Source organism: Actinorhabdospora filicis, from assembly GCF_030269765.1.
Classification (GTDB): domain Bacteria; phylum Actinomycetota; class Actinomycetes; order Mycobacteriales; family Micromonosporaceae; genus Actinorhabdospora; species Actinorhabdospora filicis.
This window is the reverse complement of record NZ_BSTX01000001.1, coordinates 89,087-101,967: the sequence shown is the minus strand read 5'-3', so window position 1 is coordinate 101,967 and position 12,881 is coordinate 89,087. Positions and strand designations below refer to the sequence as shown.

At 76.2% G+C, this 12,881-nt stretch carries 12 protein-coding genes and 1 pseudogene; 9 read left to right on the top strand and 4 right to left on the bottom strand.

Features of this window, described 5'->3' with window-relative positions:
• Positions 1 to 44: 44 nt before the first annotated feature.
• From QSK10_RS00515 to aroQ, 5 genes and pseudogenes are all read left to right on the top strand, one after another.
• Positions 45 to 617 (top strand): prepilin peptidase, encoded by a 573-nt coding sequence (locus tag QSK10_RS00515; RefSeq protein ID WP_285660537.1) that lies wholly within the window; start codon positions 45 to 47, stop codon positions 615 to 617.
• Positions 618 to 690: 73 nt separating this feature from the next.
• A complete protein-coding gene (aroC, locus tag QSK10_RS00510; protein WP_285660536.1) occupies positions 691 to 1,869 on the top strand; it encodes a chorismate synthase in 1,179 nt (392 codons plus the stop codon).
• A pseudogene (locus QSK10_RS00505) lies at positions 1,866 to 2,366 on the top strand (shikimate kinase); the annotation flags it as partial. The gene aroC and the pseudogene QSK10_RS00505, both read left to right, overlap by 4 nt.
• Positions 2,349 to 3,431 carry a 3-dehydroquinate synthase gene (gene aroB, locus QSK10_RS00500; RefSeq protein ID WP_285662882.1) on the top strand — a complete coding sequence of 361 codons (1,083 nt, stop codon included), beginning with the start codon at positions 2,349 to 2,351 and terminating at the stop codon, positions 3,429 to 3,431. The pseudogene QSK10_RS00505 and the gene aroB, both read left to right, overlap by 18 nt.
• A 4-nt stretch (positions 3,432 to 3,435) precedes the next feature.
• On the top strand, positions 3,436 to 3,876 hold the full coding sequence (gene aroQ, locus QSK10_RS00495) for a type II 3-dehydroquinate dehydratase (protein WP_285660535.1): 441 nt from the start codon (positions 3,436 to 3,438) through the stop codon (positions 3,874 to 3,876).
• Positions 3,877 to 3,879: 3 nt separating this feature from the next.
• Here aroQ and QSK10_RS00490 read toward each other — a convergent pair whose 3' ends face one another.
• Positions 3,880 to 6,291 carry an ABC transporter permease gene (locus QSK10_RS00490; RefSeq protein WP_285660534.1) on the bottom strand — a complete coding sequence of 804 codons (2,412 nt, stop codon included), beginning with the start codon at positions 6,289 to 6,291 and terminating at the stop codon, positions 3,880 to 3,882.
• A complete protein-coding gene (locus QSK10_RS00485) occupies positions 6,288 to 7,031 on the bottom strand; it encodes an ABC transporter ATP-binding protein (RefSeq protein WP_285660533.1) in 744 nt (247 codons plus the stop codon). The genes QSK10_RS00490 and QSK10_RS00485 overlap by 4 nt, the downstream gene beginning before the upstream one ends.
• Before the next feature lie 131 nt (positions 7,032 to 7,162).
• On the opposite strand from QSK10_RS00485, the gene QSK10_RS00480 reads away from it, so the two are divergent.
• The 3 genes from QSK10_RS00480 to QSK10_RS00470 are packed head-to-tail and all read left to right on the top strand — an operon-like array spanning position 7,163 to position 10,056.
• Positions 7,163 to 8,434, top strand: coding sequence for a sensor histidine kinase (locus QSK10_RS00480; RefSeq protein WP_285660532.1), 1,272 nt, complete (start codon positions 7,163 to 7,165; stop codon positions 8,432 to 8,434).
• On the top strand, positions 8,407 to 9,069 hold the full coding sequence (locus QSK10_RS00475; RefSeq protein ID WP_285660531.1) for a response regulator transcription factor: 663 nt from the start codon (positions 8,407 to 8,409) through the stop codon (positions 9,067 to 9,069). The genes QSK10_RS00480 and QSK10_RS00475 overlap by 28 nt, the downstream gene beginning before the upstream one ends.
• Before the next feature lie 42 nt (positions 9,070 to 9,111).
• Complete coding sequence (locus tag QSK10_RS00470) at positions 9,112 to 10,056, top strand: DNA glycosylase AlkZ-like family protein (protein ID WP_285660530.1); 945 nt, start codon at positions 9,112 to 9,114, stop codon at positions 10,054 to 10,056.
• On the opposite strand, the gene QSK10_RS00465 is transcribed toward QSK10_RS00470, so the two are convergent.
• Complete coding sequence (locus QSK10_RS00465) at positions 10,049 to 10,768, bottom strand: ArsR/SmtB family transcription factor (RefSeq protein ID WP_285660529.1); 720 nt, start codon at positions 10,766 to 10,768, stop codon at positions 10,049 to 10,051. The two genes, QSK10_RS00470 and QSK10_RS00465, sit on opposite strands and share 8 nt — an antisense overlap.
• Positions 10,769 to 10,854: 86 nt before the next feature.
• Here QSK10_RS00465 and QSK10_RS00460 point away from each other — a divergent pair, with 86 nt between their 5' ends.
• On the top strand, positions 10,855 to 11,559 hold the full coding sequence (locus QSK10_RS00460; RefSeq protein ID WP_285660528.1) for a nucleotidyltransferase domain-containing protein: 705 nt from the start codon (positions 10,855 to 10,857) through the stop codon (positions 11,557 to 11,559).
• On the opposite strand, the gene QSK10_RS00455 is transcribed toward QSK10_RS00460, so the two are convergent.
• Positions 11,523 to 12,764, bottom strand: coding sequence for a CynX/NimT family MFS transporter (locus tag QSK10_RS00455; RefSeq protein WP_285660527.1), 1,242 nt, complete (start codon positions 12,762 to 12,764; stop codon positions 11,523 to 11,525). The two genes, QSK10_RS00460 and QSK10_RS00455, sit on opposite strands and share 37 nt — an antisense overlap.
• Positions 12,765 to 12,881 lie beyond the last annotated feature (117 nt).

Sequence of the window (12,881 nt, the reverse complement as noted above, 5' to 3'; positions counted from 1 at the left end):
CGCACGTGTTCTGGAATGTCGTACCTGTCCGCTATTCATGCGACATGGACATTTTCGCCGCCGCGCCGCCCGCGCTCGCCGTCGGGTTCGCCCCGCTCCTCGCCCGCGTCGTCGTCTCCCGCACCGGGCTGCCGTGCCCGGCCGTCCCGCTCGCGCTCTGCTCGGCCGGGTTCGCCGCGATCGCGGCCTGGACGGCGGCGGCGCCCGTCGTGCTCCTCGCCGCGCTGGCCGCGCCGCTGGTGCTCACCGACGTCCTGGCGCGGCGGCTGCCCGATCCGCTCACGCTGCCCGCCTACCCGGCGGTGCTCGCCGGGCTGGCCGCGACCGGGCCGCCGGACGCGGTGTGGCGCGCGGTGGCCGCCGCCGTCGTGGCCCTGGCCGGGCTGGGGTCCGTCCACCTGCTCGCGCCCGCCGCGCTCGGGCCCGGGGACGTCAAGCTCGCCGGGCTGCTCGCGCTGCCCCTGGGCGCGGTGTCGTGGGCCGCCGTGTGGGCCGCCACCGTGCTCGTTCTCACCGCCGGGGGCCTCGCGGCCGGATGGGCGCTGGCGCGCGGCCGCCGCGAGGTCCCCTACGGCCCGGTTCTGCTGGTGGGGGCGCTGATGACGTTGCTGCGCTGAGGCGTCCCGACGGCTGGGACGGGCCGCTCACCTGCCGAACGGGCGGGGCCGCGCCCGTGCGAGACTTGCGGACGTGTTGCGTTGGATGACCGCCGGAGAATCGCACGGACCGGCCCTCGTGGCCATCATCGACGGCCTGCCGGCCGGCGTGGAGGTGACCACCGCCGACGTCACGGCCGAACTGGCCAGACGACGGCTCGGCTACGGTCGCGGTGCGCGCATGAAGTTCGAGCGCGATGAGGTCGAGTTCATCGGCGGCCTCCGCCACGGCCGCACCCTCGGGTCCCCGGTCGCCATCCGGGTGGGCAACTCCGAGTGGCCCAAGTGGGAGACCGTCATGTCCCCCGACCCGGTGGACGCCGAACTCCTCGACGCGCAGGCCCGCAACAAGCCGCTCACCCGGCCCCGGCCCGGGCACGCCGACCTCGCGGGCATGCAGAAGTACGCCCACGACGACGCCCGGCCGATCCTGGAGCGCGCCAGCGCCCGCGAGACCGCCGCGCGCGTCGCCATCGGCGCCGTCGCCAAGGCCTTCTGCAAGCAGGCCCTCGGCATCGACGTCCTCTCCCACGTGGTCGCCCTCGGCGACGTGGCCGCCAAGCCCGGCGTCCTCCCCGTCCCCGGCGACGAGGCCCAGATCGACGCCGACCCGCTGCGCTGCCTCGACCCCGAGGCCTCCGCGCGGATGGTCGCCGCCGTCGACGCCGCCAAGCAGGACGCCGACACCCTCGGCGGTGTCGTGGAGGTCCTCGCCTACGGCGCGCCCCCCGGGCTCGGCTCGCACGTCCAGTGGGACCGCAAGCTCGACGCGCGCCTGGCCGCCGCCCTGATGTCCATCCAGGCCATCAAGGGCGTCGAGATCGGCGACGCCTTCACCCAGGCCCGCTCGCGCGGCTCGGTCGCCCACGACGAGATCGTGGCCACCGACGACGGCGTCCGCCGCCTCACCGACCGCGCCGGCGGACTCGAAGGCGGCATCACCACCGGCGAGCCCCTGCGGGTGCGCGCCGCGATGAAGCCGATCTCCTCGCTCACCCGGCCGCTGTCCACCGTGGACGTCGCCACCGGCGAGGCCGCCGCCGCCATCGCCCAGCGCTCCGACGTCGTCGCCGTCTCGGCCGCCGCCGTGGTCGCCGAGGCCATGGTCGCGTTCGTGCTCGCCGAGGCCGCGCTGGAGAAGTTCGGCGGCGACTCCGTCGGCGAGACCTCCCGCAACCTCGCCGCCTACCTCGACAACCTGCTGATCCGGTGAAGCCCGTCGCCGTCTTCGTCGGGCCCCCCGGGTCCGGCAAGAGCACCGTCGGCGCCGCCCTCGCCGAGCGCCTCGGGCTGCCCTTCCGCGACACCGACGCCGACATCGCCGCGCTGGCCGGGAAACCGATCCCGGAGATCTTCATCGACCACGGCGAGGAGCACTTCCGCGCCCTGGAGCGCGAGGCCGTCGCCGCCGCCCTCGGCGGGCACCACGGCGTCGTCTCCCTCGGCGGGGGCGCGGTCCTGGCCGCCGAGACGCGCGAGCTCCTGCGCGGCCACCGGGTGGTGTTCCTCAACGTCGGCCTGTCCGAGGCCGTCAAGCGCGTCGGCCTCGGCGGAGGCCGCCCGCTGCTGGAGATGAACCCCCGCGCGACCCTGAAGCTCCTCATGGACCAGCGGCTGCCCCTCTACGAGGAGGTCGCCGCCTTCGCCGTCGACACCGACGAGCGGGAACCCGCGCTGATCGTCGACGAGCTGATGGCCCGGCTCGGGGGCGTCCCCGTGTTCGTGCCCGTCGGCGGCGCCGCCGAGTACGACGCGGTCGTCGGCCACGGGCTCGCCCGGGGCGTCACGCCCTACCTGAAGGGCGCCGCGAAGGCCGCGATCCTGCACGCCGCCCCGATGTCGGAGGCGGCCGCCGAGCTCGCCGCGATCGTCGCCGAGGCGGGCGCGCGTCCCTACCTCATCGAGGTCCCCGACGCCGAGGCCGGCAAGACCGTCGCGGTCGCCGAGGCCTGCTGGGAGCGCCTGGGCGCGGCTGGGTTCACCCGCACCGACGTCGTCCTGGGCATCGGCGGCGGGGCCGTCACCGACCTCGCCGGGTACGTCGCGGCCTGCTGGCTGCGGGGAGTGCGGGTCGTGCAGATCCCGACCTCGCTGCTGGGCATGGTCGACGCCGCCGTCGGCGGCAAGACCGGCGTCAACACCTCCGCCGGGAAGAACCTCGTCGGCGCCTTCCACCCCCCGGCCGCCGTCCTGTGCGACCTGGGCTTCCTGGCGACCCTGCCCGCCGCCGACCTGGCCGCCGGGCTCGCCGAGGTCGTCAAGTGCGGCTTCATCGCCGACGCCGAGATCCTGCGCCGGGTGGAGAGCGACCCGAAGGCCGCCCTCGACCCGGAGTCGGTGCTGCTGGCCGACATCGCCACCCGCGCCATCCGCGTCAAGGCCGAGGTCGTCACCGAGGACCTGCGGGAGACCGGCCGCCGGGCCTTCCTCAACTACGGCCACACCTTCGCCCACGCGATCGAGAAGATCGAGGACTACCGCTGGCGCCACGGCGACGCGGTGGCCGTGGGCATGATGTACGCCGCGCACCTGGGCCGCCTCACGGGCCGGGTGGACGTCGTCGACCGCACCCGCGCGGTCCTCACCTCGCTCGGCCTGCCGGTGTCCTACCCGGGCGGGCGCTGGGACGAGCTGCTGGGCGCGATGCGGGTGGACAAGAAGTCCGTCGGCGCGACCATGCGCTTCGTGCTGCTGGAGGACATCGGCCGCCCCGCCCTGGTCTCCGACGTGACCGAAGAGCAGATGCGCGCCGCGTACGCCGCCGTCGAAGGGTGAGCACGTGACCGTCCGCGTCATCAACGGGCCCAACCTGAACCGCCTGGGCACCCGTGAGCCGCACATCTACGGCTCCACCACCTACGCCGACCTGGTGAAGCTCTGCGAGCGCGCCGGCGAGGAGCTCGGCCTGGAGGTCGAGGTCTGGCAGAGCAACGCCGAGCACGAGATCCTCGACCGGCTGCACCAGGCCGCCGAGGCGGGGGACCCCGTCGTTTTGAACGCCGGGGCCTACACCCATACCTCGATCGCCATCGGCGACGCTTGCGCGATGCTGACCGCGCCGCTGATCGAGGTGCACATCTCCAACGTGCACAAGCGCGAGCCCTTCCGGCACCACTCTTACATCTCCGCCCACGCCTCGGCGGTCATCGTGGGCGCGGGGGTGGACGGGTACCGCCTCGCGCTGTCCCACATCGCCGTCGCCCACCCGGACGCGCGCTAGCCGTCACGCCGCCGCCTCCTCACGCGTGCGGGAGGCGAGGGCGACGGTCAGCACCGTCCCCAGCGCCAGTACCGCGCATCCGGCGGCGATGAGCCCGACCGTGGGCCACGGCACGGCGATCGCGGCGTCCCCGGTGAGGCCGCGCAGGGCCAGCCACTGCCCGCCCAGCGACACCGCGCCCGCCACGGCGGCCAGCACGCAGCCGGTGAGGACCACCAGGCCCGTCTCGGCGGCCAGGTACGCCAGCACGTGCGCGCGCCCGGCCCCGGCCAGGCGCAGCAGCCGCAGCTCGGCGTGGCGCTCGCGGGTGGCCATGGCGAGGGTGCCGACCAGGAACAGTCCCGTGTAGAGCAGCGCCAGGCCCACGACGAGGCCGATGGCGACCAGCCGGACCTCGGAGGTGGCGCCGGTGAGGGCGCGCTCGCGCCACTCGGCCCGGGTCAGCAGTCGCGCGCCGGTGTTCGCCACCGCGGCGCGGACGGCGTCGGCGGAGGGGGCGTCCACGAGGACCTCGGCGATGGGCGCGCCGGGGGCGTGGACGGCGGTGACGTAGGCGCCGTTGCCGCCCGCGCCCTCGCGGATGACGGCCACGACCCGCAGGTCCACGGGGGAGCCGTCGGCGCGGTGGACGCGCACGGTCTCCCCGACCCGGCGTCCCCACTCGGTGTCGACGACGATGCCGGTGTCGTCGAGCGCGGCCGGGTCGCCGTCGACCAGCGGCAGCGACAGCAGGCCGGTGGGGTCCCCGTCGATGGCCCGCGCCTGCCGCCGCAGCAGGACGGTGTCCTCCTCCAGGTCGTAGACGCTGGTCTCGCGCACCGTCAGGGTCCGCGCGCCGGGCACCGCGGCGAGCGCGGCGGCCACGTCCGGGGCCACGGCGGGCGCGTCGCCGGGCAGGGCGGCGAAGTCCGCGGCGACCCGGTCGGCGCGTTCGGCGGCGCGGGCCTCGTCCACGGTCCCGGTCGCGCCCATCAGGCACACCGCGAGGCCGACGGTGAGGACGACGGGCGCGGCGGTGGCGGCGGTGCGGGCGGGCGCGCCGAGGGCCGAGGCGCGGGCCAGCATCCCCGTCGCGCCGCGCAGGCGCGTCAGCGGCCAGGTGACCAGCCGCGCGATCGGCGGCACGATGAGCGGCGCCAGCGCGGCCAGGGCGATGAGCAGCAGCATCGCCAGGGGCGTGTACTGCTTGCGTTTGAGGAGTTCGGCGGGCGCGGTGGCGAGCGGCTCGGCGGTCATCCACACCGCGCCCGCCAGGGCGGCCAGCCCGGCCAGCAGCCGGACGGGGGTGATGCCGCGCTTCTCGGTCTCGGCTTCGCGCAGCGCCTCGGCGGGACGCACCCGGCCCGCGCGGCGCGCCGCCGTCCACGCCCCGGTGAGGGCGACGAGGACGCCGGTGGCGAAGGCGATGAGGGCGGGGGCGGTGGAGCCGCCGACGGTGAACCAGTCCGGCGCGAGCCCGGCCCCGCGCAGCCGCGCGGCGAGCTCCGGCGCCCCGGCGTCGCCGAGGACGCATCCGGCCGCCGAGCCCAGCACGCCCAGCAGCAGCGCCTCGGTGAGGACCACGCGGCGCACCTGCCGCGGCGTGGCCCCGGCGGCGCGCAGCAGCGCGAACTCGCCGCGCCTGCGCGCCACCGCGAAGGCGAAGGTGGAGGCGACCACGAAGACCGAGACGAACGCGGCGACGCCACCGGCGGTGCCGGTGAGCGCGTTGACGCTGATGAGCGCCTCCTCGTCGCGCGCGGTGGCGGGGTCCAGGACGCGGCGCGCGTCACCGGTCAGCACGCGCGTGCCGGGCACGGTGACGGGCGCGGCGGCGAGGGCGACGTCCACGCGCGGGGACAGCCGGGCGGCCTCGGCGGGGGTGAAGAAGACCGTCGGCTCGCCGCCGACGGGCGCGGCGGTACCGGCCACCAGGTACTCCCCGGCGGTCCCGTCGGGGCCGTAGAGGGTGATCCGGGCGCCCGCCGCGGTGCCGGGCGCGGCCAGCAGGACCTCGCCGTCGGCGGCGGGCGCGCGCCCGGTGAGGGGAGCGGCGCCCGACGCCCCGGCGGTGGCCAGGGACCGGCCGGTGAGCGGCCCGCCGAGGCCACCGGCGGGGAAGACGTGGTCGAGGGTGAGCGGACCGGCCTGCGCCAGGGCGTCCAGCTGCGCCGGGGACAGCCCGGGGGAGTCGGCCAGGTCCCGCGCGGCCGATCCGCCGGGGACGGGGACGCTCAGCTCGCCGGTCGCGACGACCACGACGGGCGCCTCGGCGTAGCGGGACGGCGCGCGGCCCGGGGCGGAGAGCGTCCCGGCGAGGACCTGGCCCATGGCGGTGATCAGCGCGACGCCGAGGGCCAGGGCGAGGAACGTCGTGGTGACGGTGATCCAGCGGGCGCGAAGACCCCGCCACGCCATCGGGAACAGGGCCCTCATGCCAGGACCTTCGGGCGCAGCGAGGCCAGGGCGGCGGCGACGCGTTCGGGGGTGGGCGCGTGGTCCTCTCCGGCGGCGCGGCCGTCGGCGATGAACACGACCCGGTCGGCGTAGGAGGCGGCGACGGGGTCGTGGGTGACCATGATGATGGTCTGCCCGCCGTCGGCGAGGCCGCGCATCAGCCGCAGGACCATGGCCCCGCTCTCGGTGTCGAGGGCGCCGGTGGGCTCGTCGGCGAACAGCACGTCGGGCCGGGTGACCAGGGCGCGCGCGATCGCCACGCGCTGTCGCTGCCCGCCCGACAGCTCGCCGGGGCGGTGCCCGCCGCGTCCCTCCAGGCCGACCTCGGCCAGGGCCTCGCGCAGCTCGGCGCGCGTCACACGGCGACCGGCGAGCCGCAGGGGCAGGGCCACGTTCTGCTCGGCGGTCAGCGCCGGCAGCAGGTTCACCGACTGGAACACGAAACCGATCCGCTCGCGGCGCAGCGCCGTCAGCCGCCGCTCGGGCAGGCCGGTCAGCTCGACCGGGTTCCCGCCGTCCAGGACCACCGAGCCCGCGTCGGGCCGGTCCAGGCCCGCCGCGCACTGAAGCAAAGTGGACTTGCCCGAGCCGGAGGGGCCCATCACGGCGGTGAAGGTGCCCGCGCGGAAGGCGAGCGAGACCCCGTCCAGGGCGGTCACGGCGTTCTGGCCCGACCCGTAGGCCCGGCGCAGGCCGGACAACACGACTGCGTTCGACATGCCCACCAGCACACCCCGGATCGCCGCGCGGCGCACTGGCCCTGCATGGAGGCCGGGGGTAGAGGAACCTCTACCCCCGGCCTCCATCCCGCTCCCGTGCCGCGCGCCCGCCGCCCGCGTACCGTCGTGGGATGCACGCCGAGACCGCCTGGCGGGCACTGACCTCCCACCGGTTCCTGTGGAGCCGCTGGCCGTGGACGTGCGCCGCCTACCTCGTCACGGGCGCCGCCGCCGGGCTGGCCGTCCTCCTGCTGGCCACCGCGCTCCTCGCGGTCGGGGCGGCCCTGACGATCGTGCTCATCGGCGTCCCGTTCCTCATCGCGCTGGCCCTGCTCGGCCTGCCCGTGGGCGTGCTGGAACGCGCCCGGATGCGCCTGGCCGACACCCGCCGCGCCCCGGTCCCGCACCGGCAGCCGCCGCACCCGGGCCTGGCGTCGTGGGCGCGCACGCGCCTGGCCGAGCGCGGCACTTGGCGCGCCCTGGGCTACGTCGCGCTGTTCGCCACCGTCCTGTGGCCGGCCGACCTGTTCGTGCTGGTCTGCGCCCTCGTCGTGCCCGGCTCGCTGATCCTGGCGCCGCTGCTGCTGGCCGCCTCCGAGGACGGCGAGGTGCGCCTGGTGAAGCTCGTGCTCATCGGCAGCCCCGGCGCCGCCTGGGCCGTCGTCCCCATCGGCGTGGCGATGCTGGTCCTGGGCCTGCACCTCGTCGCCCTCTACGCCACCCCGCGCGCCACCGTCGCCCGCGTCCTGCTCGCCGGGCCCGGCGGCGACGCCCTCACCGCCGTCACCCGCTCCCGCGCCCGCCTCGTCGACGCCTTCGACGCCGAGCGCCGCCGCATCGAACGCGACCTCCACGACGGGGCCCAGCAGCGCCTGGTCGCCCTCGGCGTCACCATCGGCCTCGCCCGCATCAGCGACGGGGAGGAACGCGACACCCTCATGGCGAAGGCGCAGGGCGAGGCCGCGGCGGCCCTCGCCGAGATCCGCGAGCTCATCCACGGCATCCACCCCCGCGTCCTCACCGAGCGGGGACTGGCCGCCGCGCTCGCCGAGGCCGTGGACCACCTGGCGATCCCCGTGTCCGTCACCGCCGACCTGCCACGCCTGCCACCGGCGGTGGAGACCGCCGCCTACTTCGCCGCCTGCGAGGCCCTCGCCAACGTCGCCCGGCACAGCGGCGCCGACGACGCCACGCTGGAGGCGGCGGTGAGCCGTGGGAGGCTGCGGGTGGAGATCACCGACAACGGGCGCGGCGGGGCCGATCCCTCGCGCGGCACCGGCCTCACCGGCCTCGCCGACCGCGTCGCCGTCGTCGACGGTTCCCTGAGCCTGTCCAGCCCGCCCGGCGGGCCCACCCGAGTAGTCGTGGAGATCCCATGCCCGCCGACCGGCCCGCCCGCGTAGTCCTCGCCGAGGACGGCGTCCTCATCCGCGAGGGCGTCGTGGGGCTCCTCACCCGCTTCGGGCACGAGGTCGTCGCCGCCGTCGGCGACGTCCGGGGCCTGCGCGACGCGGTCTCGGCCTACGCGCCCGACCTCGTCGTCACCGACGTGCGGATGCCGCCCACGTTCGGCGACGAGGGCCTGGTGGCGGCCATCGGGCTGCGCGCGGCCGACCCGGGGCTGGCGGTGCTGGTCCTCAGCCAGTACATCGAGGTCACCTACGCCGGTGAGCTCATCGACTCCGAGGGCGCCGGTTTCGGCTACCTGCTCAAGGACCGCGTCGCCGCGATCGGCGAGTTCCGCGACGCCGTCGAGCGCGTCCTGGCCGGGGGGACCGTCATCGACCCGCTCGTCGTGCAGCGGCTCGTCCGCCGCAACCGGGACCCGCTGGGCGCGCTGAGCGCGCGCGAGCGGGAGGTGCTGGGGCTGATGGCGGAGGGCCGCTCCAACGCCGCCGCCGCGCGCGAGCTGTCGGTCTCCGAGGCGGCCGTGGCCAAGCACGTCACCGGGATCTTCACCAAGCTCGGCCTCACCGCCACCGAGGACGACAACCGGCGGGTCCTGGCGGTCCTGCGGTACCTGCGCGGCAACCGCTGACACGCTCCCACCATTGACAGACCCGGCGGCTACCGTGTCGCGGTGGATCTCATCGCCGCCCGCCTCACCGCGCAGGCCCTCTCCGCGCCCCTGCCCACCGCGCTCGGCGCCGTCCGGCGCATGCTCGCCGTCCAGGCGCAGGGCGCGTGGATTCCCCGGCACATCCTCCGCCCGCGCCTGACGCCCGGCACCCCCGGCGACACCACCGGGACGCTGCGGACGTGGCTGATGCGCGGCACGATCCACCTCACCGCCACCGAGGACATCGGCTGGCTCACCCGCCTGTTCGGCCCCTACTTCCTCGACCGGCAGGCGGGCCGCCGCCTGGAGCTGGGGCTGACCCCTGAGCTGCTGGCGCGGGTCCGCCCGCTGCTGGCCGCCGCGCTGCCCGCCACCCGCGAGGAGCTCCAGGCCATCGCCGCGGCCAACGGCGTCCCCGAGGGCCAGGCCCGCGCCTACGTGCTGACCGCGCTGTGCCAGAGCGGCGACGCCTGCCTGGACCCCGACGGGGAGACCTACCGGGAGATCCCCGCCGGTCACGAGCCTGCGGACCCCCTGCGCGAGCTCGGCGAGCGCTATCTCGCCGGGCACGGGCCCGCCACCGCCGCCGACCTCGCCGCCTGGTCGGGACTGCCGCTCGGCACCGCCCGCAAGGCCCTGGCGCACGCCGCCGAGCCGGACATCGAGCCCGCGCCCGTCCCGGAGCTGCTGCTCCTGGGGCACTTCGACTCCTGGCTGCTGGCCTACAAGGACCGCTCCTTCACCCTCGACGCCGCCCACGCCAAGGACGTGCGGCGCGGCGGCGGGATCGTGCGCCCGCTGATCCTGGTGCGCGGCCGGGTCGCCGGGACCTGGAGCCACGTCACCCGCCGGGGCTCGCTGCTCGTGGAGACCGAGGCCTGGGACCGGCTGCCGTACCCCGCGCTGGAGGCCGAGGCCGCCGCGCTGGGCGCGTTCCACGGGCTCCAGGGCGAAGTGGTCACGTGAGGGTGAGCTCGCCCGGCCCGATCCCGAGGTGCTCGCGCAGCGCGGCCTCGCCCTCGGGCGTCACCCGCAACGCGCGCGTGCCGGTGACCGGGACGACCCAGCCGCGCTCGGCGGCCACGGTCCGCAGGTAGGCCGCCGCGGTGCCCGCCAGGTGCGGCAGCCGCTCGGTCCAGTCCAGGCACTCCCGCAGCAGCGGGCGGCGGGCGGTGGCCATGGCGTCCAGGTCGGCGCCCAGCGCGGCGAACCACTCCTCGCCCGCGCCGGTCAGCACCGGGGGACGCCCGGCGGTGTGATCGACGCGGCCGGTGCGGACCAGCGCCGAGGTCACCGCCACCCCCAGCCGCCCGGCCAGGTGGTCGTAGCAGGTGCGGGCCACGGCCAGGGCCCGGCGGCGGTTGGCGGTGCGCAGCGAGGTCACCGGTGGCAGCGGCCGGTCCAGCCGCGAGCTGAGGGTCTCCACCAGCTCGGCGACCTCCGAGCCCGCCACCCGCACGTACCGGTGGCGGCCCTGCGCGGTGTGCGCCACCAGGCCCGCCTCGGTGAGCCTGGCCAGGTGCCCGCTCATCGTGGACGGCGCCACGCCCGTCAGTCGGGCCAGCTCGCCCGGCGTCCACGCGCGCCCGTCCAGCAGCGCCAGCAGGACCGCCGCGCGCGTCCGGTCGGCCAGCGCCTGGGCCAGTTCGGCGAGCCCGCCCGCCTGTGGATCGATCATGGGGCCATCCTCCGGCACTGACGCTTCGGTCACCACCGAAGGGAATCGCGTTGCCCGGCCCACCCGCGTCCGTGCAGGATGGGGGCATGGCCCAAGATCCGTTCACCGACGCGCGGGACGCCGTCACCGCCCACTTCCCCCAGGCCCGCTGGGCGCTGCTCACCGGCAGCGTCACCACGGACGCGCGCACGCCCGGATCCGACCTCGACATCGTCGTCCGCCTCCCCGACGGCGATCCCGCCGCCGGGCGCTCGTCGCTGCGCTGGCGCGGCTGGCCGGTGGAGTTCTTCGCCAACGACGAGGCCGGCCACCGCCACTACCTCGGCCTCGAACCGGCCGCGCGGCGCCCGGTCATGCACCGCATGATCGCCCGCGGCGTGCCCGTCCACGGCGACGGCGACCCCGAGCTGGCCGCCTGGCGCGCGGAGTGCGCCGCCTTCCTCGCCGCCGGTCCCGGCGCGCCGGAGCCGGCCGCCCTGGACCGGGAGCGCTACATGCTCACCGACCTCATCGACGACCTGGAGCACGCCCGCGACGAAGGCGAGCGCGTCACCATCGCCGCCCAGCTGTGGCTGGCCGCGGCGAACCTGGCGCTGCTGGCCGCCGGGCACTGGACCGGCACCGGCAAATGGCTCCTGCGCGAGCTGCGCGACCTGGACCCGGCCCTCGCCGCGCGGTGGACCGAGGCCCGCCACGCGCCCGCCGGCTTCGCCCGGGAGGTCCTGGACGGCGCCGGGGGCGCGCTCTTCGACGGCTACTCGGCCGCCTCGGCCAGCTCGTCCTCAAGGTAGCGGTCCCGGGCGATGTAGGCGCCGGTGACCAGCGCGACCAGGGCGGCGGCGATCAGCAGCGCGAACGGCGCCGCCCACCCGTCGGTGACCTGGTAGAGCACGCCCACCAGCAGCGGGCCGGTGCCCGCGATCAGGTACCCGCCCGACTGCGCGAAGGCCGACAGCGCGGCGGTGCCCTGCGGCGAGCGGGTCCGCAGCCCGAACAGGGTCAGCACCAGCGGGAACGTGCCCATCGCGACGCCCGTCACGACCAGCGCCGCCCACTGCAGCGCGCCCCGGCCGAGCACCAGGCCCGGCAGGCCGACCAGGTACAGCCCCACCAGCGTGAACAGCACCGGGCGCTGGTCGCGCAGCTTCGCCGCCACCGACGGCACGATCATCGACACCGGGATGCTGATCGCGGTGAACACCGCCAGCATCAGCCCGGCCTGCGAGGCGGTGCGCCCGGTGTCGCGGAACAGCTGCGCCAGCCACCCGAACATCACGTAGGCGATCATCGACTGCATCCCGAAGAAGATCACCATCATCACCGCCAGGCGGCTGCGCCACACCCGCTTGACCGGCGCGGCGGCCTCGGCGCGGTCCTCGGCGTCCCGCGCCGGGTCGCGCCACAGCGCCCACGGGACGACCGCCAGCAGCGCCGGGACCACCCACACGCCCATCGCCAGCCGCCAGTTGCCGTCGAAAGCGTGCTCCAGCGGAACGGTGAACGCGGCGGTGATCATGGTGCCGACCGCCAGGGCCGTCGAGTATGCCGTCGTCATCGGGCCCACCCGGTCGGGGAAGTGCCGCTTCACCACCGCCGGGATGGCCACGTTGCCCACCGCGCCGCCCGCCAGGGCCAGCGCGGAGAAGACCAGGAACAGCGGCACCGAGTGCGAGAAGGCGCGCGCGACCAGGCCCAGCGACATCGTCAGCAGCGCGATGATCAGCAGGCGGCGCTCGCCCAGGCGGCGGCCGAGGGCGGGGGTGAGCCCGCCGAGCCCGGCGAAGGCCAGCACGGGGAGCGTGGTGAGGACCCCGGCGAGCACGTTGTTCATGCCCAGGCCGGAGCGGATCTCGTCGAGCAGCGGGCCGACGCTGGTGACCGCCGTGCGGAGGTTCATCGCGGTCAGCAGGACACCGGCCACGAGCAGCCAGGAGAAGCCCACGGCGCGGGCGGCGCGGGTGGCGGACGGGCTCGGCTGGGTCACCGTCGTGGTCATCCGGCACTCCTCACAGGGCGGCTACCATAATCAGCAGGTCATCGAATCATGGGATGAATTCGGGGCCTGTCAAGATTAAACCCCGAAGCCACTCACGGGCATCCCCCCGCCCATGTG

Bases quoted from the DNA above. Each gene is read 5' to 3' on its own strand.
- QSK10_RS00515 (WP_285660537.1), top strand. From the start codon at position 45: ATGGACATTTTCGCCGCCGCGCCGCCCGCGCTCGCCGTCGGGTTCGCC.
- aroB (WP_285662882.1), top strand. From the start codon at position 2,349: ATGGCCCGGCTCGGGGGCGTCCCCGTGTTCGTGCCCGTCGGCGGCGCC.
- QSK10_RS00490 (WP_285660534.1), bottom strand. From the start codon at position 6,291: ATGAGGGCCCTGTTCCCGATGGCGTGGCGGGGTCTTCGCGCCCGCTGG.
- QSK10_RS00485 (WP_285660533.1), bottom strand. From the start codon at position 7,031: ATGTCGAACGCAGTCGTGTTGTCCGGCCTGCGCCGGGCCTACGGGTCG.
- QSK10_RS00480 (WP_285660532.1), top strand. From the start codon at position 7,163: ATGCACGCCGAGACCGCCTGGCGGGCACTGACCTCCCACCGGTTCCTG.
- QSK10_RS00475 (WP_285660531.1), top strand. From the start codon at position 8,407: ATGCCCGCCGACCGGCCCGCCCGCGTAGTCCTCGCCGAGGACGGCGTC.
- QSK10_RS00465 (WP_285660529.1), bottom strand. From the start codon at position 10,768: ATGATCGATCCACAGGCGGGCGGGCTCGCCGAACTGGCCCAGGCGCTG.
- QSK10_RS00460 (WP_285660528.1), top strand. From the start codon at position 10,855: ATGGCCCAAGATCCGTTCACCGACGCGCGGGACGCCGTCACCGCCCAC.
- QSK10_RS00455 (WP_285660527.1), bottom strand. From the start codon at position 12,764: ATGACCACGACGGTGACCCAGCCGAGCCCGTCCGCCACCCGCGCCGCC.